Origin of the sequence: Paenibacillus sp. FSL F4-0122 (assembly GCF_038002845.1) — a bacterium.
In the GTDB taxonomy this organism is placed as follows: Bacteria; Bacillota; Bacilli; order Paenibacillales; family Paenibacillaceae; genus Paenibacillus_AQ; species Paenibacillus_AQ odorifer.
Map to the genome: position 1 here is coordinate 2298714 of NZ_JBBODI010000001.1, position 23014 is coordinate 2321727.

At 48.1% G+C, this 23014-nt stretch carries 14 protein-coding genes and 6 rRNA genes; 1 reads left to right on the top strand and 19 read right to left on the bottom strand.

All coding sequences use genetic code 11. The features are described 5' to 3' along the window. Positions 1–17: 17 nt before the first annotated feature. The 5 genes from MHH49_RS09800 to MHH49_RS09820 form a co-directional block, all read right to left on the bottom strand. A complete protein-coding gene (locus MHH49_RS09800) occupies positions 18–461 on the bottom strand; it encodes a YaaR family protein (protein WP_036678842.1) in 444 nt (147 codons plus the stop codon). Positions 462–512: 51 nt separating this feature from the next. After that, a complete protein-coding gene (locus MHH49_RS09805; protein ID WP_036678844.1) occupies positions 513–842 on the bottom strand; it encodes a cyclic-di-AMP receptor in 330 nt (109 codons plus the stop codon). 126 nt (positions 843–968) lie between these two features. Next, positions 969–1610, bottom strand: coding sequence for a dTMP kinase (gene tmk, locus MHH49_RS09810; protein ID WP_076099910.1), 642 nt, complete (start codon positions 1608–1610; stop codon positions 969–971). After that, positions 1611–3149: an aminotransferase class I/II-fold pyridoxal phosphate-dependent enzyme gene (locus MHH49_RS09815; protein ID WP_076215446.1), complete on the bottom strand. Its 1539-nt coding sequence runs from the start codon at positions 3147–3149 to the stop codon at positions 1611–1613. Between the two features lie 212 nt (positions 3150–3361). Further along, on the bottom strand, positions 3362–3547 hold the full coding sequence (locus MHH49_RS09820) for a sigma factor G inhibitor Gin (RefSeq protein ID WP_036678851.1): 186 nt from the start codon (positions 3545–3547) through the stop codon (positions 3362–3364). Between the two features lie 209 nt (positions 3548–3756). On the opposite strand from MHH49_RS09820, the gene MHH49_RS09825 reads away from it, so the two are divergent. Then, positions 3757–4281 (top strand): hypothetical protein, encoded by a 525-nt coding sequence (locus tag MHH49_RS09825; RefSeq protein ID WP_036678854.1) that lies wholly within the window; start codon positions 3757–3759, stop codon positions 4279–4281. Positions 4282–4341: 60 nt separating this feature from the next. Here MHH49_RS09825 and MHH49_RS09830 read toward each other — a convergent pair whose 3' ends face one another. From MHH49_RS09830 to MHH49_RS09895, 14 genes are all read right to left on the bottom strand, one after another. Further along, complete coding sequence (locus MHH49_RS09830) at positions 4342–4755, bottom strand: hypothetical protein (protein WP_036678856.1); 414 nt, start codon at positions 4753–4755, stop codon at positions 4342–4344. A gap of 258 nt (positions 4756–5013) precedes the next feature. Beyond that, positions 5014–5130, bottom strand: a 5S ribosomal RNA gene (gene rrf, locus MHH49_RS09835). A gap of 129 nt (positions 5131–5259) precedes the next feature. Beyond that, positions 5260–8185, bottom strand: a 23S ribosomal RNA gene (locus MHH49_RS09840). A 232-nt stretch (positions 8186–8417) separates the two neighbouring features. Continuing rightward, positions 8418–9975 (bottom strand): 16S ribosomal RNA (locus tag MHH49_RS09845). Together the 16S, 23S and 5S rRNA genes form the textbook arrangement of a ribosomal RNA operon. A gap of 425 nt (positions 9976–10400) precedes the next feature. Continuing rightward, positions 10401–11552, bottom strand: coding sequence for an amidohydrolase family protein (locus MHH49_RS09850; protein WP_076101051.1), 1152 nt, complete (start codon positions 11550–11552; stop codon positions 10401–10403). A gap of 2 nt (positions 11553–11554) precedes the next feature. After that, on the bottom strand, positions 11555–12613 hold the full coding sequence (locus MHH49_RS09855) for a pyridoxal-phosphate-dependent aminotransferase family protein (RefSeq protein ID WP_076101049.1): 1059 nt from the start codon (positions 12611–12613) through the stop codon (positions 11555–11557). Between the two features lie 21 nt (positions 12614–12634). Continuing rightward, on the bottom strand, positions 12635–13384 hold the full coding sequence (locus MHH49_RS09860) for an ABC transporter ATP-binding protein (protein WP_076101048.1): 750 nt from the start codon (positions 13382–13384) through the stop codon (positions 12635–12637). Continuing rightward, positions 13375–14142 carry an ABC transporter ATP-binding protein gene (locus MHH49_RS09865; protein WP_256717659.1) on the bottom strand — a complete coding sequence of 256 codons (768 nt, stop codon included), beginning with the start codon at positions 14140–14142 and terminating at the stop codon, positions 13375–13377. Before MHH49_RS09865 ends, MHH49_RS09860 begins: the two co-directional genes overlap by 10 nt. Next, a complete protein-coding gene (locus MHH49_RS09870; protein WP_143761395.1) occupies positions 14139–15005 on the bottom strand; it encodes an ABC transporter permease in 867 nt (288 codons plus the stop codon). The genes MHH49_RS09865 and MHH49_RS09870 overlap by 4 nt, the downstream gene beginning before the upstream one ends. Next, positions 15002–15991, bottom strand: coding sequence for an ABC transporter permease (locus MHH49_RS09875; protein WP_063829812.1), 990 nt, complete (start codon positions 15989–15991; stop codon positions 15002–15004). The genes MHH49_RS09870 and MHH49_RS09875 overlap by 4 nt, the downstream gene beginning before the upstream one ends. Then, positions 15988–17604, bottom strand: a complete 1617-nt coding sequence (locus tag MHH49_RS09880) for an ABC transporter substrate-binding protein (protein WP_076101044.1) — start codon at positions 17602–17604, stop codon at positions 15988–15990. Before MHH49_RS09880 ends, MHH49_RS09875 begins: the two co-directional genes overlap by 4 nt. 154 nt (positions 17605–17758) lie before the next feature. Continuing rightward, a 5S ribosomal RNA gene (gene rrf / locus MHH49_RS09885) occupies positions 17759–17875 on the bottom strand. A 129-nt stretch (positions 17876–18004) separates the two neighbouring features. Beyond that, a 23S ribosomal RNA gene (locus tag MHH49_RS09890) occupies positions 18005–20930 on the bottom strand. A gap of 232 nt (positions 20931–21162) precedes the next feature. After that, positions 21163–22720 (bottom strand): 16S ribosomal RNA (locus MHH49_RS09895). Positions 22721–23014: the final 294 nt, after the last annotated feature.

Sequence of the window (23014 nt, forward strand, 5' to 3'; positions counted from 1 at the left end):
AATTTCCTCCCAAAACTTTAAAAAGAAAGGTTGATTAACAACCCGCGAATTTCTCCAACACGTCCCAACAGATCTATTCGGCCCTGCTCACTATTCAGCAGATCGTCTGCCATAGATAGCAAAGCCGCATCAATTTCCTCAAGCAGCTTGTAACGCTTGCCCCGCCCACGTCTATCCCATCCACGTGTCTCTTTCAGTATAACGCCTCTACGAGCGGTTTCTTCCAGAAACCTTTTGATCATCATCCGGTAAATGGTGAGTTCACGAATGGTCATAGACTTAGATAAACGGTCGCCTTGTGACTGTATTTCTTTGATCTGGCGGTTTAGTTCATCTTTGGTTTTCTGTTCACCTTGCTGCTGAAAAACGTCAGAGAACGATTTCTGCTGAACAGGCTTATTAGCCCCTTCTGCATTTGGAAGCTCACTCTTTAAGGGCCTATATCCCGGATTGATCTTCAAAGGTTATCTACCGCCCCTTTTTTGTAAATGACTTGCTCATTTATATTATACTTAATAATGTTCGAAACGATCTACAGGAAGCACGAATACAGTAGCGCCACCGACCTGTACTTCAACAGGGAGCGGTAAATAGGAATCCGTCGTGCCACTCATCGGAGTTACTGGAGTGACTAGTTGTTCACGCACTTTACAGCTGTTACGGATAACGTTCAATACAGCTTCGATCTGACTGTCTTCTACCCCAATCATAAATGTCGTATTTCCCGCCCGCAGAAATCCACCTGTACTTGCGAGTTTGGTAGCACGGAAATTGGCTTTTACTAGCTCACTGGATAACCGGTTACTGTCTTTATCCTGGATAATTGCAATGATCAACTTCATCTTCGCATTCCCTCCCAAAAAAGTTTTATGGAGTATTACTACTTAATGTGTTCTTAGTAGTAACCTCACTTCATAAGCAAACGCTTAGTTATATGCCACTTCTCTTATTATATTAGACAAAACACCCTAAAAACCCTTTAATACTCTCTCTTCAAGAGTTCTCACGATATCTTGTTCTACCAGATGAATAGGGCGGTTTGCATCAAGAACTACTATTCTCTCCGGATTCGCCTTAATTAATAAATGATATCCTTCACGAACCTTCTGATGAAAGGCAAGACTCTCCATATCCAGACGATTGACTTCGCGATCTTGATTGGCCGCAATCCGTGATAATCCAATCTCAGGTTCTACATCCAGATAAAAGGTTAGATCGGGCATGCGATTTCCAATAGCAAAGCGGTTAATACTCCACACCTCTTCCATACCTAATCCTCTTGCATGTCCTTGATAAACGAGACTACTGTCTACAAAGCGGTCACAGAGGACTGTAAGCCCTTCTCTAAGAGCCGGCTCTACTACTTCAGCGAGATGTTGGCTTCTTGATGCAGCGTACAGCAATGCCTCTGTACGTGCATCCATTGCAGTATGGGCAGGATCCAGAATAATAGAGCGAATTTTTTCGGCGATTTCAATGCCTCCAGGTTCACGTGTAATTCGATAGGGCATGGACCGATTCTGCAAATATGCTGCTACTCTGCCCAGTACCGTTGTTTTTCCGGAGCCTTCGCCCCCTTCTAATGTTATGAAGAAACCTTCTTTGCCCACTTATACTTCTCCGCCCTTCTGAATGTTGTATACCTTAATACGCTGCAAGACCGGATCAGCACAAGCCTGGAACTTCGCGCCTCCATAAGCTAAACCAGTCAGTCTTTGCTGTATCTGATCTGTGATGACCTCACCCGGATATAATAATGGAATGCCTGGTGGATAGGGAATTACCATTTCTGCAGCTACTCTCCCCACGCTGTGTTCAAGATTAATACTTTCTACCTCATTGACTGATACCGGCTTCAAAGAGAAGGGAACAGGTGCTGAGATTTGTAAAACATTCAAATTGTTCCACGTGGAAATATTTCGAGATTCTGAAATGCCCGTGGTGTGCGGTGATTCGGATGTATCCTCCGAATCTATTTCCCGCAGCGCCTGCAATAACCTTACTGCATCTTCAGCCCTCGAACCGAGGCTGAACAGCAGCACTACGTGCCGGTCGTCACTCATCTCCGGCACACAGCCCTTAGCTTCGAGCCTGCGCTGCAGCTCGAAACCGCCTAGGACCCCGGTGGCGTCATAAATGACGACTTTGAAGGGGTCCTGCATCTCGTACGCCGCCTTATGCAGCGGCGTACCGTCGTGCAGCTGCTCTGCCGGCTGCACCAATCCATAGCGCGGCAGCTCGGCAAGGCCGCGCCGCAGGACATCCACGGCGGCCAGCCCCGCCGTGAAAGCATCGCTGCCCCGGCTGTGCAGCAGCCGCCGGGCAAGATCAAGCGACGCCATCATAGGATATGATGGGCTGGAGCTCTGCACCATGGCGAGCCGCTGCGAGAGCAGGGCGCGGTCGAGCCGCTGCCCTTGAACATGCAGCATAGCGCCCATGGTCATCGCAGTGAGCATCTTGTGCGTGGACTGCACTACGCCGTCCGCGCCACAAGCAAGCGCCCCGGCAGGCAGTGCCGGGTGCTGCCCGTAATGCGCCCCATGCGCTTCATCGACAAGCAGCGGTACTCCGCTGTCGTGGCAGATACGCGCGAGGGGCGCGAGGTCACTGCCCATGCCGTAGTAATTGGGCATGGTGACAAATACAGCGGCGGCTTCAGGATAGGCTGCAAGTGCAGCCTCAACAGCTTCTGCCGCCGGCGCTACTGCCAAGCCGCTGAGTGGATCAATCAGCGGCTCGACGAAAACAGCCCGCACTCCAGCTAACATAAGACCATGAATCACTGATTTATGCACATTTCGTTGAAGGATCAGAATCATTCCAGGCTCGGGGCAAGCCGTTAGAATCAGCGCTAGGTTGCCCGCCGTACTTCCGCCAACTAGAAAAAAGCTCTCCTCTGCGCCAAAGCAATCAGCAGCCAACTCCTGTGCTTCCTTAATGACTCCCTCAGGATGATGAAGATCATCCGTGCCGGTAATCTCCGTAACATCGTACTTCATAACCTCATCTAGATACCCAGCGCCTTCTACGCCGTCATATGCCGCTCCATTTTTATGTCCCGGCACATGATAAGATATATTACCCACAATTCTATATTGCTCCAGCATTTCGTATACAGGCGCCCTACATCGTTGTAATTTATTCATATTAAATTCCTTCCCATAGGGTTCCTTCTATTTTAACGTAAATATTCAAAAACTCCTATGTTTCCTCATAAAAGCATCTGACTGAACAGCAAAACGGCTCCCCCCGCTTAAACAACGAGGAAGCCGTATATGAATATCTCTAATGCAGTCCTTATATCTTTCATCCAGACCGCTCTCTTATCCGCATGAATTAACAGAGTTACTCTACTTACTTAAGCGTTCTTTTGCAATCCGATCTTCTTCATCTGGCCAATAAAAAAACGGTACTTAGCATCTTCTGCCTCGGTACGGATCATTTCTGCCTCACAATCCTCACAAATAAAATGCGAGACAATCACAATACCTTCTTCTTTTTCCTGTCCACAAATGATACAAGCTTGCCCGGTTTGCTGTTCCATAACCATCCCACCTTGACTCTTTTAAGAACAGTATGATACACCTTCTATCATTTTAAACCTTTTCATAGTTTTTTCATATCCTTCGTTTCGTGTATTATATATATTCCGCTGCCCCCATATCGGTGAATATTCGCCCATAGTTTAATAAAATGCTTTCATTCGCCGATATTAAGAACATATGAATCTGTGAGGAGGTTAGTCTATTTTATATGGAATCCAACACCAAAGGCGCTGCTACATTCTATCAATATAAATTAATCAAAAAAATTAATCTAACGGCACCTCTGCTGCGTGTTTATATTTTGCTCCCTTTTTTGGTCCTTGTGCTCGAGACAGTCTTTCTTTCTTGGTGGAGTATTCTCTACTTAATTATAGCTGCTCCGGTTATGTTCTGGGTTCAATATGTTATTTCACGCTCAGTACTTCTAATCTCCGGGCATCCTATTTCAAAAAGATGGTCCATCTCATTTAAAATCCCGTGGCTTGGCTTCATGCCAGATCAACACATTAGTTACCGCATTTTCCGTAAAGTACAGTTACATAATTTTTATATTGGTCTTTGTATTGCAGCTCTCTTTATTTTTTGGTCACCACCGGCATTTACAGTATCCCTGATTATTTGCCACTTGTGGCTTTTACTACCCCGTCTCTATACACTGTTCAAAATAAATCAACGCAACAAGGAAGGCATGCTGAAGTTTAATCCAACCGATGCCTCCTATTACTCTCAATAGAGTACGGTTAACCTGTATTCGCATATAAATAAATCGCCATCCATAAAGGACGGCGATTATTTATTTTGTCTTAAGACCTTTAATTAAGGCCTTCTTTTCTTTAGGAATCATAACTATAAAATAATCATCATGTACTGTTAAATGAACCGTTACTCCATCCTTCTGAAAAACACCAGATGAATCGGTATTCTCCTCTTCCTGTTCAACCCATCCCCAGGCCTTAATAGTATCCATATACTCCTCTGGGATACCATTCTTCTCCTTTAATCCAGGTAAAGAATAACGTACATAATCCATAGCAACGTTTGTCGTAGTCTGGTCTGGTGAGTACGCCTCTTGGGGTACAGGGAAATTTTTCTCGTTTAGCGCACCCTCAAAAGCATCCCAGCTGGGCGCTTTCGTACCGCAGCCTGCCAGTATTAAAGCTACTATACACGAAAAAATTAATATCTTAATAATTCTTGTTTGTTTCATGCCTTAAATCCTCCTTACCTCCACAATGCATCTAAAGACACAAGAAAATTCAAAGTTAGAATTTATGAGTAGTTCCTTCGTATTAGAGATGTTGCTTATTATTTGCACTTATCTATTATACTTGTATCGACCTCAGCGTCGGTAACAAAAATGTCACTCAATTACAGCCCCTTCAGATGTTGTACTCCCCTTCAAATATCACTCTTGTCCAAAAAAAACAAAAAAGCCACTGCTGATAAATCAACAATGGCTTAATGTGCTTGGCAACGTCCTACTCTCCCAGGACCCTTCGGTCCAAGTACCATCGGCGCTGGAGGGCTTAACGGTCGTGTTCGGGATGGGTACGCGTGGAACCCCTCCGCTATCGCCACCAAACATGCGTCTGTGAAACAGACGCTGCCGCGTGAAATTCAGTTCATCACCAGAAGTGACAATGAATTTCTAAGCGTGTTACAGGCTTAATCGCCTGAAAACTGAATCCGAAACAAATCTGCATTCTAAGTATAGGATAAGCCCTCGACCGATTAGTATTGGTCAGCTCCATGCATTGCTGCACTTCCACCTCCAACCTATCTACCTCGTCGTCTTCAAGGGGTCTTACTAATTGGGAAATCTCATCTTGAGGGGGGCTTCACGCTTAGATGCTTTCAGCGCTTATCCCGTCCGTACGTAGCTACCCAGCCATGCTCCTGGCGGAACAACTGGTGCACCAGCGGTACGTCCATCCCGGTCCTCTCGTACTAAGGACAGCTCCTCTCAAATTTCCTGCGCCCACGACAGATAGGGACCGAACTGTCTCACGACGTTCTGAACCCAGCTCGCGTACCGCTTTAATGGGCGAACAGCCCAACCCTTGGGACCTACTTCAGCCCCAGGATGCGATGAGCCGACATCGAGGTGCCAAACCTCCCCGTCGATGTGGACTCTTGGGGGAGATAAGCCTGTTATCCCCAGGGTAGCTTTTATCCGTTGAGCGATGGCCCTTCCATGCGGTACCACCGGATCACTAAGTCCGACTTTCGTCCCTGCTCGACTTGTAGGTCTCGCAGTCAAGCTCCCTTATGCCTTTGCACTCTGCGAATGATTTCCAACCATTCTGAGGGAACCTTGGAACGCCTCCGTTACTCTTTAGGAGGCGACCGCCCCAGTCAAACTGCCCGCCTGACACGGTCCCCGTACCCGGTAAGGGCACTAGGTTAGAACCTAGATACGATCAGGGTGGTATCCCAACGGCGCCTCCACCGAAGCTTGCGCTCCGATTTCTACGGCTCCCACCTATCCTGTACAGATCGTACCCAAATTCAATATCAAGCTGCAGTAAAGCTCCATGGGGTCTTTCCGTCTTGTCGCGGGTAACCTGCATCTTCACAGGTATTAAAATTTCACCGGATCTCTCGTTGAGACAGCGCCCAAGTCGTTACGCCATTCGTGCGGGTCAGAATTTACCTGACAAGGAATTTCGCTACCTTAGGACCGTTATAGTTACGGCCGCCGTTTACTGGGGCTTCGGTTCATAGCTTCGGGTTACCCCTAACCACTCCCCTTAACCTTCCAGCACCGGGCAGGCGTCAGCCCGTATACTTCGCCTTGCGGCTTCGCACAGACCTGTGTTTTTGCTAAACAGTCGCTTGGGCCTTTTCACTGCGGCCCCCTCGTGCTATTCACACTACCGGGGCACCCCTTCTCCCGAAGTTACGGGGTCATTTTGCCGAGTTCCTTAACGAGAGTTCTTCCGCGCGCCTTAGAATTCTCTTCTCGCCTACCTGTGTCGGTTTGCGGTACGGGCACCTTCTCCTGGCTAGAGGCTTTTCTTGGCAGTGTGAGATCATGACCTTCGCTACTATAATTTTCGCTCCCCATCACAGCCCAGCCTTAACGATGTGCGGATTTGCCTACACATCAGCCTCACTGCTTAGACGGACATCCATCAGTCCGCGTCACTACCCTCCTGCGTCACCCCATCGCTCATAGCGGATTACGGTGGTACAGTAATTTCAAACTGTTGTCCTTCGACTACGCCTTTCGGCCTCGCCTTAGGTCCCGACTTACCCTGAGCGGACGAGCCTTCCTCAGGAAACCTTGGGCTTTCGGCGGATCAGATTCTCACTGATCTTTTCGTTACTCATACCGGCATTCTCACTTGTGTAGTGTCCAGCGCTCTTTTCAGTACACCTTCAACCCCTACACAACGCTCCCCTACCCCAGATGCAAAGCATCTAGCCATAGCTTCGGTGGTGTGTTTAGCCCCGTTACATTTTCGGCGCAGAGTCACTCGACCAGTGAGCTATTACGCACTCTTTCAATGGTGGCTGCTTCTAAGCCAACATCCTGGTTGTCTGTGCAACTCCACATCCTTTCCCACTTAACACACACTTGGGGACCTTAGCTGATGGTCTGGGCTGTTTCCCTTTTGACAATGGATCTTAGCACTCACTGTCTGACTCCCGGCAATAAGTATATGGCATTCGGAGTTTGACTGAGCTTGGTAATCCTTGCGGACCCCGCACCCAATCAGTGCTCTACCTCCACTACTCTTATACCGAGGCTAGCCCTAAAGCTATTTCGGGGAGAACCAGCTATCTCCGAGTTCGATTGGAATTTCTCCGCTACCCCCACCTCATCCCCGCACTTTTCAACGTACGTGGGTTCGGGCCTCCAGTGCGTGTTACCGCACCTTCACCCTGGACAGGGGTAGATCACACGGTTTCGGGTCTACGTCCACATACTCAATCGCCCTATTCAGACTCGCTTTCGCTGCGGCTCCACCTTCTCGGCTTAACCTTGCATGTTAAACGTAACTCGCCGGTTCATTCTACAAAAGGCACGCCATCACCCATAGATCGGGCTCTGACTTTTTGTAAGCACACGGTTTCAGGTTCTATTTCACTCCCCTTCCGGGGTGCTTTTCACCTTTCCCTCACGGTACTGTTTCACTATCGGTCGCCAGGTAGTATTTAGCCTTAGCAGATGGTCCTGCTGGATTCATACGGGGTTTCACGTGCCCCGCACTACTCGGGATCCGTCTCGGAGAGAATACAGTTTAGGTTACAGGGCTTTTACCTCTATCGCGGGCCTTTCCAGACCTCTTCACCTACCATATTCCTTTGTAACTCCATGTGAGACGTCCCACAACCCCTAAGAGCAAGCTCTTAGGTTTAGGCTGTTCCGCGTTCGCTCGCCGCTACTGACGGAATCACTATTGTTTTCTCTTCCTCAGGGTACTTAGATGTTTCAGTTCCCCTGGTCTGCCTCTACACACCCTATGTATTCAGGTATGAGTAACTGCGAATTACCACAGCTGGGTTTCCCCATTCGGACACCCCCGGATCAAAGCTTGCTTACAGCTCCCCGAGGCAGTTTCGTTGTTCGCCACGTCCTTCGTCGGCTCCTGGCGCCTAGGCATCCTCCGTGTGCTCTTATTAGCTTAACCTTGATTCTTCCGAAGAAAAATCTCACTAATAACATTTACTTGTTTGCACAAGTTGCTAAAAGATGTTCTAAAACGCAAATTCGTTTCGGTATCCAGTTTTCAAGGATCAAGTCTTACTTGAGAGCTTAAACTCTCAAAACTGAGCAACGAGTGAGTAACAGGCCTAAACCTGAGTTTTGGAAGCTTAGCTTCCGATTTGAATGTCCTCATTGCAGAGAACGATTCTCCATAGAAAGGAGGTGATCCAGCCGCACCTTCCGATACGGCTACCTTGTTACGACTTCACCCCAATCATCTACCCCACCTTCGGCGGCTGGCTCCCTTGCGGGTTACCCCACCGACTTCGGGTGTTGTAAACTCTCGTGGTGTGACGGGCGGTGTGTACAAGACCCGGGAACGTATTCACCGCGGCATGCTGATCCGCGATTACTAGCAATTCCGACTTCATGCAGGCGAGTTGCAGCCTGCAATCCGAACTGAGACCGGCTTTGATGGGATTGGCTCCACCTCGCGGCTTCGCTTCCCGTTGTACCGGCCATTGTAGTACGTGTGTAGCCCAGGTCATAAGGGGCATGATGATTTGACGTCATCCCCACCTTCCTCCGGTTTGTCACCGGCAGTCACTCTAGAGTGCCCAGCATTACCTGCTGGCAACTAAAGTTAAGGGTTGCGCTCGTTGCGGGACTTAACCCAACATCTCACGACACGAGCTGACGACAACCATGCACCACCTGTCTCCTCTGTCCCGAAGGCCGCTGCTATCTCTAGCAGATTCAGAGGGATGTCAAGACCTGGTAAGGTTCTTCGCGTTGCTTCGAATTAAACCACATACTCCACTGCTTGTGCGGGTCCCCGTCAATTCCTTTGAGTTTCAGTCTTGCGACCGTACTCCCCAGGCGGAGTGCTTACTGTGTTAACTTCGGCACCAAGGGTATCGAAACCCCTAACACCTAGCACTCATCGTTTACGGCGTGGACTACCAGGGTATCTAATCCTGTTTGCTCCCCACGCTTTCGCGCCTCAGCGTCAGTTACAGCCCAGAAAGTCGCCTTCGCCACTGGTGTTCCTCCACATATCTACGCATTTCACCGCTACACGTGGAATTCCACTTTCCTCTTCTGTACTCAAGCCACCCAGTTTCCAGTGCGACCTCAGGTTGAGCCCAAGGTTTAAACACCAGACTTAAATAGCCGCCTGCGCGCGCTTTACGCCCAATAATTCCGGACAACGCTTGCCCCCTACGTATTACCGCGGCTGCTGGCACGTAGTTAGCCGGGGCTTTCTTCTCAGGTACCGTCACTCCGGTAGCAGTTACTCTACCGGACGTTCTTCCCTGGCAACAGAGCTTTACGATCCGAAAACCTTCATCACTCACGCGGCGTTGCTCCGTCAGGCTTTCGCCCATTGCGGAAGATTCCCTACTGCTGCCTCCCGTAGGAGTCTGGGCCGTGTCTCAGTCCCAGTGTGGCCGTTCACCCTCTCAGGTCGGCTACGCATCGTCGCCTTGGTGGGCCGTTACCCCACCAACTAGCTAATGCGCCGCAGGCCCATCCCTCAGTGACAGATTGCTCCGTCTTTCATTCTTCTCTCAGGAGAAAAAAGAAATTATCCGGTATTAGCTACCGTTTCCGGTAGTTATCCCAGTCTGAAGGGCAGGTTGCCTACGTGTTACTCACCCGTCCGCCGCTAAGTTATTTTGAAAGCAAGCTTTCAAAATGACTCCGCTCGACTTGCATGTATTAGGCACGCCGCCAGCGTTCGTCCTGAGCCAGGATCAAACTCTCCAATTAGTATTGAAAAGAGCGATATGCTCATTTTGAAACATCTGACGAGAAAATTAATTCTCTAATTTTGGATATCACTTGCGTGATTTCCTACTCACTCGTTGTTCAGTTTTCAAAGATCAAGTTCTCGTTGGCGCCGTTTAATGTCTCAGCAGCAACTCTTATACTATATCATGTTCGGCTATTTAATGTCAAGCTCTTTTTTTAACTTCTTTTTCGAGCTCGGCATGTGTATTTCTTGGCCGGACTTAGAATATATCATGTATAGAGATTCATTGCAAGAGTTTTTTTTATATAAAATCAAAAGCATAAAACATCATCTATGTATTATCGTATTATACTAACTACCTCCACTTATCATCTAATTATCTAGAAAGTAAAAAAACAACTGCAGAAGATGACAGTTGTTTTTAGAAGAAGCTTAGAGGATTCTAGATTAATTCCGCTTCCTTCGCTCCAGTAATTACGGCAACGATATTGTTTCGAAGGGCATCTGCATCGTGCGCTTCGTATGGATCCACTTTGAAAACAACAGCATCTGCAATAAAACCTTCTGCAATTTGCCCCAGCTCGTTACCGCTCCCCAGAATATCAGCAGCACTTTTAGTCGCAGCCTGCCACGCTTCTCTCCGAGTTAAGCCATAATCAATCAATGTATCCAGTTCTTGAAGGTTATAGCCATGTAGTGCAGGTGTGGCATAATCTGTACCGAATCCAATACGAACGCCTTCTCTTTTTGCATAATGAATGGCCTTGGAATGACATTCGGCAGCGCGGGCAGCTCGGTCGCAAATGATCGGGTTTAACGCTAGAACGCCTTTTGGGTCTGCAGCAATACGATAAATTGATGTGGTGGGCACAAACGCTACCCCCGAGTTAGCAAGTCTTCCTGCCTGATCCTCAGTTAAAAACATCCCATGCTCTATTGATTCCACGCCGGCCTGGATGGACCAGTCTATCGTCACTCCACCCCAGGTATGAACCAGTACCTTCTTATCATGGGCATGTGCATTACGAACAATGAACGCGAGCTCTTCTTCGGAAAAGATCGGGTCAACGACTTTCTCGGTAGGTGCTCCAAGCCCGCCTGTGGCCATGATTTTTATCCAACCCGCTCCTGTAGCAAAGATTTCCGCCATTCGTTGTTCTAAATGCTTGAGACCACGGGCATCTGCTGCTCCAATCATATCGCTACTGGTCTGCACTCTTAATGGATGTTGATATTGCTGAACAAGATGCTGCACAGTGCTCGGCAGAATCCCACCTGCATCACGGGCAGTCGTTACACCCGTCCTAAGAGTAGCTTCAAAAGCTTGTGCCTGCATAATTTCGATTTGGTTGGCATCGCGCTTCAATTGATCAGAGTGGTCAAAATCTGTCCAAGCTAAATGCGTATGAAGATCAATAATACCCGGACTTAGCCACAGATCTGTTCCTGCAAGATTTGACTCCACTTGATGGGGCTCCGCTTCAGTAATGGATGAAAAACGACCATCCTTTATCACGACATCAAAACGTCTGCCTTCGATACCTGCTATAAAAATATCATTGAACGTTTGCAGCTCTGGATGCTTAAGGATCATCTTCATTCCCCCCATGCCAGCCGAACAGCTGCTAATGCCTGAACAGGGTCTTGTTTCAACAGTTCGGCAAGCGTGGATATAGCCTTCTCCACACTTTGCCGCTCAGCATTCGTTCCAAAATGGTTGATCCGTAGAAGATGGCCAAATAATTCTCCGTCTCCGGGAGCCACAATGCCTATAGGCTGCTCAATCCGCAACTCTTGCTTTCCAGAAATCCGCACCGTTGTAGTCAGCGTAGAATAATGTCTGCTGTCCTTTTGCCAAGGCTCAAGCCCCAAGGATTTAATACCAGCTACAGCAGCTGCTGCGGCTCGCTCATGGCGTTTGATTACTTGATCCAATCCTTCTTCTTCAATTCGTGTCAAAGCTTGAATCAAGGCTCTAGCCTCCAGCGTAGGAATGTTTGGGGCAACCCGCAGTGGCGCGGCGTCTCCCAGTGATGGTTTCAGATCCAGCAAGGATAAAATAGAATTGCGTGGAGCATTTTCATTCGACTCAAGAAATTCCCAGCCACGTGGAGAAATACTTACGGCACTAACACCGTTGGGTCCAGCTAAGGCTTTTTGCGCACCTATAACTGCAAAATCAACGGACCATTCATCCACCAGCAGGGCCTCTCCCCCAACCGCAGATACGGAGTCCGACACAGTAATAAGATTGAACTCTTTTGCAATTTTAAATATTTCTTTAGCAGGATTAGAGCCTCCAGTAACCACTTCAGCTTGAACAAAAGAAAGGGCACAGGGTTTAAACTCCTTAATCGCGGAAGCAACTTGGTCGCTAGTGACCACTTCATCAAAAGGAACCTTCACTTCAACAACCGTTGCTCCACCCCGCTCAAGCCATTTTCCAAATAAACTTCCATAGGGACCTGTTACTATATTTACAATGGTTCGACCAGGTGCAGCTATTCCGGTGGCTACCGCCTCGATTCCAAGGATTGCCTCAGCCGGGATGATAACTGGAGGGTGCTCAGTAAACAAAACTTTGGAAATTAAATGTGTTAGCTTATTGTACTCAGCCAGTGAAAGTGGCACGTATCCTTTATGTTCTCGGTTCATAAGAAAACCTCCTGATGTACTTTATTTTGGCATTTTCGGAACCGCTGACAACAGCTCATAACTGTATTCATGTTTAGGACGGATGAAGAATTGGTCCCGCGGACTCTGCTCCACGAGCTTTCCTTGCCGCATAACTGCTACCGTATCACTAATTGCATTGATTACACCTAGATCATGAGAAATAAAAAGCATGGTGAGATTAAGCTCAGCCTTCAGCGTATTAAACAGTTCGAGCACACTAAGCTGCACAGATACATCCAACGCACTTGTAGGTTCATCCGCGATCAGGATGTTTGGCTCAACACTTAATGCACGAGCGATCGCTATCCGTTGACGCTGGCCGCCGGAAAATTCATGTGGGAATTTGTCTAAGACCTTCTGTTCTAAATGAACTTGATTCAAAAGCTCTTTGCATCTTTGTTCAACACCTGTACGCCCCACTATTTTATGAAACAATAAGGGCTCGGAAAGAATTTGCCTAATCGAATGTTTAGGATTTAGCGAAGCATCTGGATTTTGGAATATCATCTGGATTGTTTTGTGCTGCTCACGGCTTCTTTTCTTTTTTAATTCTTGGGTACCCAACAGAATCTGCCCCTCATTTGGGGCAATCAGTCCAGCAATTACTCGCGCCAGCGTAGATTTCCCTGATCCGGATTCTCCAACAAGCCCAAGGGTGGTGTGCTGCTCAAGATTCAGATTGATACGATCCAGTGCAGTAAAGCCGCCATAATGAACAGTTAAATCTTTTATTTGCAAGGCTAATTCCATGAGTCTCTACTCCCTTCAAGCTCTGGCAAAGGAAGCACCGAATCAATCAGCATCTGTGTGTAAGGGTCTTTCGGATTTTGCAAAATATCAAGGGTATTGCCCTGCTCAACAATCTGTCCCTGTTTCATTACACATAGCCGTGAACACAAGTTTGCTGCAATCGCTAGGTTATGCGTAACAAATACCATGGCAAAACTGAGCTCATGCTGGAGGCTCGTGATCGTCTCAATAATTTGCCGTTGAACCGTGACGTCCAGCGCCGTTGTCGGTTCATCACAGAGAAGTATGCCTGGCTTGCACGCCAGTGCCAGAGCGATGACTACCCGTTGACACTGACCGCCTGACAGCTGACTCGGATACCGGTCCTTTTTCTTCAATGAATCGGGGAGACCAAGCCTTTCGAGCAGTTCCAGTGCAATTACCCGCGAGGTCTTACGGCTTACTCTCTGTCTGTAATACACAACTTCAGCCAGTTGTTTGACAACCGTACAGAGCGGATCAAGCGCACCTCTTGGATCTTGAAATACCATTGCACTGCTTACGGCACTTTTAATGGTGCCACCAGTCTGTTCAACACCATTTGGAAGCAAGCCTAAAATTGCACGCAGTGTAAGTGATTTTCCTGATCCCGATTCACCTACTAATCCCAGACTCTCCCCTTTACCCAGCGAAAAACTAACATTATTGACCAATCTCTCATTTGACTTAGCTGCCAGCGATAGCGCCTCTATTTCTAAAATGGGTTGTATAGACATCATTTTTTCCTCCATATGTCTGCCAAACCATCACCTAGGAGCGACAAAGCTATCCCCGTATACACCACTGCAAATCCCGGCACGGCCGAGAGCCACCAAGCTGTAGTGATGAAGGGCTGTCCATCTGAAATCATTGTCCCCCAGTCAGGAGTTGGCGGTGTAATGCCGATACCAAGATACCCGAGCGTAACAATGGCAACAAGCAATCCAATCATATCTGTCATAAGGACGACCACGGCTTGCGGAAGTACATTAGGCAGGAGATGACGTAAAATAATTTTCACTCCAGGTAGCCCTAAGGTTTGAGCGGATGCCACCCATTCCTGATTGCGAAAAGAAGCACTAAGACCTCTGACGACACGGGCAAAGACAATCCATCCTACAAAGATAAAAGTAATATAAATGCCTCGTTCTCCTGCTCCACTAGCAAAAGCAACGATAATAACGATCAGATAAAAAGGAAAGGCGATGAATGTATCTGACAACAGCGTAATAACTGTATCGATCCATTTGCCGTAATATCCTGCCAGCATTCCTAGAAATACACCTGTGCAAAAGGGAATGATTTCTGCCAAGACCATGATTTTCAAATCAGTCCTCGCTGCGTAGATCAGTCTAGTAAACAAATCACGCCCTAACTGATCAGTTCCCAACCAATGTTCGGCTGACGGAGGCTGTAAAAAGGCACTCAAATTTTGCTCAGAGGGGCCATAAGGACTTATATAAGGTATAAACACAGTCAAGAGAATAAGAGCTGCAAACATAATAATTCCCACTAGAAGTGAAGGGGTATTCCATATTCGCTTTAAGCCGCTTGTTATCTTACCGTCTTCATACAATCGCGAGTCTAGTCTTATAGTTTTCATTGTTTTCCTTTCGTTCTGGGATCGAGCCACCAGGAAATGATTTCAATCAAGAGACTGATGATCACAACAGATAGCGCACAGTAAAGTGCTATTCCTTGAATAACCGGAAAGTCCCGTTTCGAAATTGAAGTGAACAATAAGCTGCCAATTCCCTTAATTCCAAATACCTGCTCAACGACCAAGGTGCCTCCGATTAAATAAGAAATATTCACACCCAGCAGCATTAGCGTAGGAAGAGCAGAGTTGCGCAGCACATGTTTAAATAAAATAACCCTGTTTGGTATGCCCGCAGCCTTAAGGGTGACTACAAAATCCGATTCTAACACTTCAAGCATCTGCGCTCTTAATGAACGAACAAGCGTAGGAACCTGTGAAAAAGCAACAGTGATTGCTGGAAGTGCAAGACTATGCAAGGTTCCGACCCACCCTTCACTTACTCCCCCAACAGGGAACCAGCCAAGCCGGACACTAAAGAGCAAAATTAAAAGTAAGCCAACCCAGAAGATTGGCATACCTAGAGTAATTGTAGGAAAAATACGTATCAAATGGTCCAGCAGTTTATCCTTATGCGTAGCGGCTACCGTAGCGAGCAGAAGAGATACAAAAATCGCCAACACACAAGCCATCACGATGAGCAGCAAAGTAACAGGGGCACGTTGTGTAATCAACTCTCTTGTTGATGTCCCCATAATAATGGAGTTTCCAGTATCTCCTCGAGTAAACAGCGTCTTCACAAATCGGATGAATTGCTCCCATAAAGGGAGGTCCAGCCCAAGAGTATGATGCATACTCTTGAGCGCCTCAGGGGTGCTGTATTCTCCCAAAATCATTTTTGCTGGATCTCCCGGCACGATTCGAATGATGAAAAAGACTGCTATCATTACACAGAAGATCACTGCCAATGCTTTTATAAGAGATATCACAAGCCAGTTATAAGAACCCTTGCTTCCTTTCGGTTGATTTAACGCCTGCTTAAGATTCATCATTGGCTGATGCGGACATCTTCGAAACGGGCACTGCCGTTCGGTAGAACAACGAGACCGTCAACTGAAGAACGAATACCTTTTAAAACATCTGGATAGTAAAGCGGAATATACGGAACTTCATCAGCAAGGGTCTGCAGCAGCTTAGTATAGATTTGTGCACGTTCATCGCCATCCGCAGTTTTTTGTCCCTCATATAGAAGCTTCGTAACTTCATTATTTGTATAATGCGTCCAATATGATTTGCTGAAGCCTTCCGGATCAGTTTGGAAAGCAATAATTGAGTTCGCTTCAGGGGAATCCGCCTGACCGCTGTTCAGCATTGCCGCAAAATCATATGCGAAGAAACGTTCACGGAAAGTGGCAAGTTCAATCGATTCAATCTCAATCTTAATCCCGATCGTTTGACCCGCTGCCTGAATAATTTGTGCCTCTTGAGCTCTTGTGCTATTACCGGATGCTACAAGTAATTTGGTAGTGAAGCCATTAGGGAAGGCAGATTTTGCAAGCTCCTCCTTGGCTGCTTCGATATTAAAGTTCAGTGCTTTGATTGTATCATTTGCGTTATAAGGAATCGTTGTTGGCAGCAATGAGTTTGCTGTTTGTGCATAACCAAAGGTTAGCGCCTTGGTCAAGCCCTCACGATCAAGCGCCAGCGCCAGAGCGCGACGGACATGCACATCAGAAAAATGTTCATCCAACGTATTAAAGAACAATTGCTCTGTCACCCAACTACCGTTAGTAACTACTTTAGTGTCAGCCCCATCTTTAATCTCATTGGCATTTTGCAGAGCCAAAGATTCAATAGCATTAACTTCTCCAGCCTTCAGCTGGTTAATCGCTTGGCTGTCATCTTCAATCAGCTTATAAACAAGCTTATCAATATAGGGTTTACCTTCTTGCCAGTAGAATGTATTCTTAGTGAAGGTCAGATCACCTGCAGTGTCCCATGTTTCAACAACAAAAGGTCCCGTACCGATTGGTTTCTTGAAGAATTCTTCTTCAGATACTCCACCGAAATTGTTAGGAAGGATACCATTTGAGAAATTAGATAGCTCCGAGATAAATGGTGTATAAGGCTCTTTAAGTGTAATAACAAGCGTTTTGTTATCTTGCGCTTTGATTGTGTCGACCTTTGCAGATATTGCCAGCGGGCCGCCTACCTTCAAGTGCCGCTCAAGAGAGAAAACAGCATCTTCTGCAGTCACATCCGTACCATTGGAAAACTTCAAACCATCACGAAGCTCGAATGTATACGTCAGACCATCTTCACTGATAGTATGTGACTTAGCAAGCCAATCTACAATTTCACCTTCGCTGTCAAAAGCGACTAATGATTCAAAGACTTTGTCGATTGCAAAAGCATTGTTGGACGTAATCTGATTATGCAAATCCAGCGAAGTTACAGAAGCAGGTCGTCCATAGACGAAAGTCCCTCCCGTTGCAGGCTCTGCAGTTTGAGGACTTTGAGTTGCCGGACTCGCACTTTCCTGTGCCTCTTTATTTGAATCAGCCTTATTATTAGACCCCGAGCACCCTGCAATTAACATCAATAGCAAAACTGCTATTGCCCCCAACAGAATCGGTTTCTTAATAGATACACTAAAGTATGACATAATTTGCTCCCCCTATAATTCTTATATGTTTAGTATGAATTGTATTATGGGTTAAACACTGTAGTCTGTCAAACATAATTTAATTTGCAACAATCCTAAAGTAAATATACATAACAAAAAGACCACTGTCGATTACTCAACAGTGGTCTTGTGTGCTTGGCAACGTCCTACTCTCCCAGGACCCTTCGGTCCAAGTACCATCGGCGCTGGAGGGCTTAACGGTCGTGTTCGGGATGGGTACGCGTGGAACCCCTCCGCTATCGCCACCAAACATGCGTCTGTGAAACAGACGCTGCCGCGTGAAATTCGGTTCATCACTAGAAGTGACAATGAATTTCTAAGCGTATTTCAGGCTTAATCGCCTGAAAACTGAATCCGAAACGAATCTGCATTCTAAGTATAGGATAAGCCCTCGACCGATTAGTATTGGTCAGCTCCATGCATTGCTGCACTTCCACCTCCAACCTATCTACCTCGTCGTCTTCAAGGGGTCTTACTAATTGGGAAATCTCATCTTGAGGGGGGCTTCACGCTTAGATGCTTTCAGCGCTTATCCCGTCCGTACGTAGCTACCCAGCCATGCTCCTGGCGGAACAACTGGTGCACCAGCGGTACGTCCATCCCGGTCCTCTCGTACTAAGGACAGCTCCTCTCAAATTTCCTGCGCCCACGACAGATAGGGACCGAACTGTCTCACGACGTTCTGAACCCAGCTCGCGTACCGCTTTAATGGGCGAACAGCCCAACCCTTGGGACCTACTTCAGCCCCAGGATGCGATGAGCCGACATCGAGGTGCCAAACCTCCCCGTCGATGTGGACTCTTGGGGGAGATAAGCCTGTTATCCCCAGGGTAGCTTTTATCCGTTGAGCGATGGCCCTTCCATGCGGTACCACCGGATCACTAAGTCCGACTTTCGTCCCTGCTCGACTTGTAGGTCTCGCAGTCAAGCTCCCTTATGCCTTTGCACTCTGCGAATGATTTCCAACCATTCTGAGGGAACCTTGGAACGCCTCCGTTACTCTTTAGGAGGCGACCGCCCCAGTCAAACTGCCCGCCTGACACGGTCCCCGTACCCGGTAAGGGCACTAGGTTAGAACCTAGATACGATCAGGGTGGTATCCCAACGGCGCCTCCACCGAAGCTTGCGCTCCGATTTCTACGGCTCCCACCTATCCTGTACAGATCGTACCCAAATTCAATATCAAGCTGCAGTAAAGCTCCATGGGGTCTTTCCGTCTTGTCGCGGGTAACCTGCATCTTCACAGGTATTAAAATTTCACCGGATCTCTCGTTGAGACAGCGCCCAAGTCGTTACGCCATTCGTGCGGGTCAGAATTTACCTGACAAGGAATTTCGCTACCTTAGGACCGTTATAGTTACGGCCGCCGTTTACTGGGGCTTCGGTTCATAGCTTCGGGTTACCCCTAACCACTCCCCTTAACCTTCCAGCACCGGGCAGGCGTCAGCCCGTATACTTCGCCTTGCGGCTTCGCACAGACCTGTGTTTTTGCTAAACAGTCGCTTGGGCCTTTTCACTGCGGCCCCCTCGTGCTATTCACACTACCGGGGCACCCCTTCTCCCGAAGTTACGGGGTCATTTTGCCGAGTTCCTTAACGAGAGTTCTTCCGCGCGCCTTAGAATTCTCTTCTCGCCTACCTGTGTCGGTTTGCGGTACGGGCACCTTCTCCTGGCTAGAGGCTTTTCTTGGCAGTGTGAGATCATGACCTTCGCTACTATAATTTTCGCTCCCCATCACAGCCCAGCCTTAACGATGTGCGGATTTGCCTACACATCAGCCTCACTGCTTAGACGGACATCCATCAGTCCGCGTCACTACCCTCCTGCGTCACCCCATCGCTCATAGCGGATTACGGTGGTACAGTAATTTCAAACTGTTGTCCTTCGACTACGCCTTTCGGCCTCGCCTTAGGTCCCGACTTACCCTGAGCGGACGAGCCTTCCTCAGGAAACCTTGGGCTTTCGGCGGATCAGATTCTCACTGATCTTTTCGTTACTCATACCGGCATTCTCACTTGTGTAGTGTCCAGCGCTCTTTTCAGTACACCTTCAACCCCTACACAACGCTCCCCTACCCCAGATGCAAAGCATCTAGCCATAGCTTCGGTGGTGTGTTTAGCCCCGTTACATTTTCGGCGCAGAGTCACTCGACCAGTGAGCTATTACGCACTCTTTCAATGGTGGCTGCTTCTAAGCCAACATCCTGGTTGTCTGTGCAACTCCACATCCTTTCCCACTTAACACACACTTGGGGACCTTAGCTGATGGTCTGGGCTGTTTCCCTTTTGACAATGGATCTTAGCACTCACTGTCTGACTCCCGGCAATAAGTATATGGCATTCGGAGTTTGACTGAGCTTGGTAATCCTTGCGGACCCCGCACCCAATCAGTGCTCTACCTCCACTACTCTTATACCGAGGCTAGCCCTAAAGCTATTTCGGGGAGAACCAGCTATCTCCGAGTTCGATTGGAATTTCTCCGCTACCCCCACCTCATCCCCGCACTTTTCAACGTACGTGGGTTCGGGCCTCCAGTGCGTGTTACCGCACCTTCACCCTGGACAGGGGTAGATCACACGGTTTCGGGTCTACGTCCACATACTCAATCGCCCTATTCAGACTCGCTTTCGCTGCGGCTCCACCTTCTCGGCTTAACCTTGCATGTTAAACGTAACTCGCCGGTTCATTCTACAAAAGGCACGCCATCACCCATAGATCGGGCTCTGACTTTTTGTAAGCACACGGTTTCAGGTTCTATTTCACTCCCCTTCCGGGGTGCTTTTCACCTTTCCCTCACGGTACTGTTTCACTATCGGTCGCCAGGTAGTATTTAGCCTTAGCAGATGGTCCTGCTGGATTCATACGGGGTTTCACGTGCCCCGCACTACTCGGGATCCGTCTCGGAGAGAATACAGTTTAGGTTACAGGGCTTTTACCTCTATCGCGGGCCTTTCCAGACCTCTTCACCTACCATATTCCTTTGTAACTCCATGTGAGACGTCCCACAACCCCTAAGAGCAAGCTCTTAGGTTTAGGCTGTTCCGCGTTCGCTCGCCGCTACTGACGGAATCACTATTGTTTTCTCTTCCTCAGGGTACTTAGATGTTTCAGTTCCCCTGGTCTGCCTCTACACACCCTATGTATTCAGGTATGAGTAACTGCGAATTACCACAGCTGGGTTTCCCCATTCGGACACCCCCGGATCAAAGCTTGCTTACAGCTCCCCGAGGCAGTTTCGTTGTTCGCCACGTCCTTCGTCGGCTCCTGGCGCCTAGGCATCCTCCGTGTGCTCTTATTAGCTTAACCTTGATTCTTCCGAAGAAAAATCTCACTAATAACATTTACTTGTTTGCACAAGTTGCTAAAAGATGTTCTAAAACGCAAATTCGTTTCGGTATCCAGTTTTCAAGGATCAAGTCTTACTTGAGAGCTTAAACTCTCAAAACTGAGCAACGAGTGAGTAACAGGCCTAAACCTGAGTTTTGGAAGCTTAGCTTCCGATTTGAATGTCCTCATTGCAGAGAACGATTCTCCATAGAAAGGAGGTGATCCAGCCGCACCTTCCGATACGGCTACCTTGTTACGACTTCACCCCAATCATCTACCCCACCTTCGGCGGCTGGCTCCCTTGCGGGTTACCCCACCGACTTCGGGTGTTGTAAACTCTCGTGGTGTGACGGGCGGTGTGTACAAGACCCGGGAACGTATTCACCGCGGCATGCTGATCCGCGATTACTAGCAATTCCGACTTCATGCAGGCGAGTTGCAGCCTGCAATCCGAACTGAGACCGGCTTTGATGGGATTGGCTCCACCTCGCGGCTTCGCTTCCCGTTGTACCGGCCATTGTAGTACGTGTGTAGCCCAGGTCATAAGGGGCATGATGATTTGACGTCATCCCCACCTTCCTCCGGTTTGTCACCGGCAGTCACTCTAGAGTGCCCAGCATTACCTGCTGGCAACTAAAGTTAAGGGTTGCGCTCGTTGCGGGACTTAACCCAACATCTCACGACACGAGCTGACGACAACCATGCACCACCTGTCTCCTCTGTCCCGAAGGCCGCTGCTATCTCTAGCAGATTCAGAGGGATGTCAAGACCTGGTAAGGTTCTTCGCGTTGCTTCGAATTAAACCACATACTCCACTGCTTGTGCGGGTCCCCGTCAATTCCTTTGAGTTTCAGTCTTGCGACCGTACTCCCCAGGCGGAGTGCTTACTGTGTTAACTTCGGCACCAAGGGTATCGAAACCCCTAACACCTAGCACTCATCGTTTACGGCGTGGACTACCAGGGTATCTAATCCTGTTTGCTCCCCACGCTTTCGCGCCTCAGCGTCAGTTACAGCCCAGAAAGTCGCCTTCGCCACTGGTGTTCCTCCACATATCTACGCATTTCACCGCTACACGTGGAATTCCACTTTCCTCTTCTGTACTCAAGCCACCCAGTTTCCAGTGCGACCTCAGGTTGAGCCCAAGGTTTAAACACCAGACTTAAATAGCCGCCTGCGCGCGCTTTACGCCCAATAATTCCGGACAACGCTTGCCCCCTACGTATTACCGCGGCTGCTGGCACGTAGTTAGCCGGGGCTTTCTTCTCAGGTACCGTCACTCCGGTAGCAGTTACTCTACCGGACGTTCTTCCCTGGCAACAGAGCTTTACGATCCGAAAACCTTCATCACTCACGCGGCGTTGCTCCGTCAGGCTTTCGCCCATTGCGGAAGATTCCCTACTGCTGCCTCCCGTAGGAGTCTGGGCCGTGTCTCAGTCCCAGTGTGGCCGTTCACCCTCTCAGGTCGGCTACGCATCGTCGCCTTGGTGGGCCGTTACCCCACCAACTAGCTAATGCGCCGCAGGCCCATCCCTCAGTGACAGATTGCTCCGTCTTTCATTCTTCTCTCAGGAGAAAAAAGAAATTATCCGGTATTAGCTACCGTTTCCGGTAGTTATCCCAGTCTGAAGGGCAGGTTGCCTACGTGTTACTCACCCGTCCGCCGCTAAGTTATTTTGAAAGCAAGCTTTCAAAATGACTCCGCTCGACTTGCATGTATTAGGCACGCCGCCAGCGTTCGTCCTGAGCCAGGATCAAACTCTCCAATTAGTATTGAAAAGAGCGATATGCTCATTTTGAAACATCTGACGAGAAAATTAATTCTCTAATTTTGGATATCACTTGCGTGATTTCCTACTCACTCGTTGTTCAGTTTTCAAAGATCAAGTTCTCGTTGGCGCCGTTTAATGTCTCAGCAGCAACTCTTATACTATATCATGTTCGGCTATTTAATGTCAAGCTCTTTTTTTAACTTCTTTTTCGAGCTCGGCATGTGTATTTCTTGGCCGGACTTAGAATATATCATGTATAGAGATTCATTGCAAGTCTTTTTTTGAAATATAA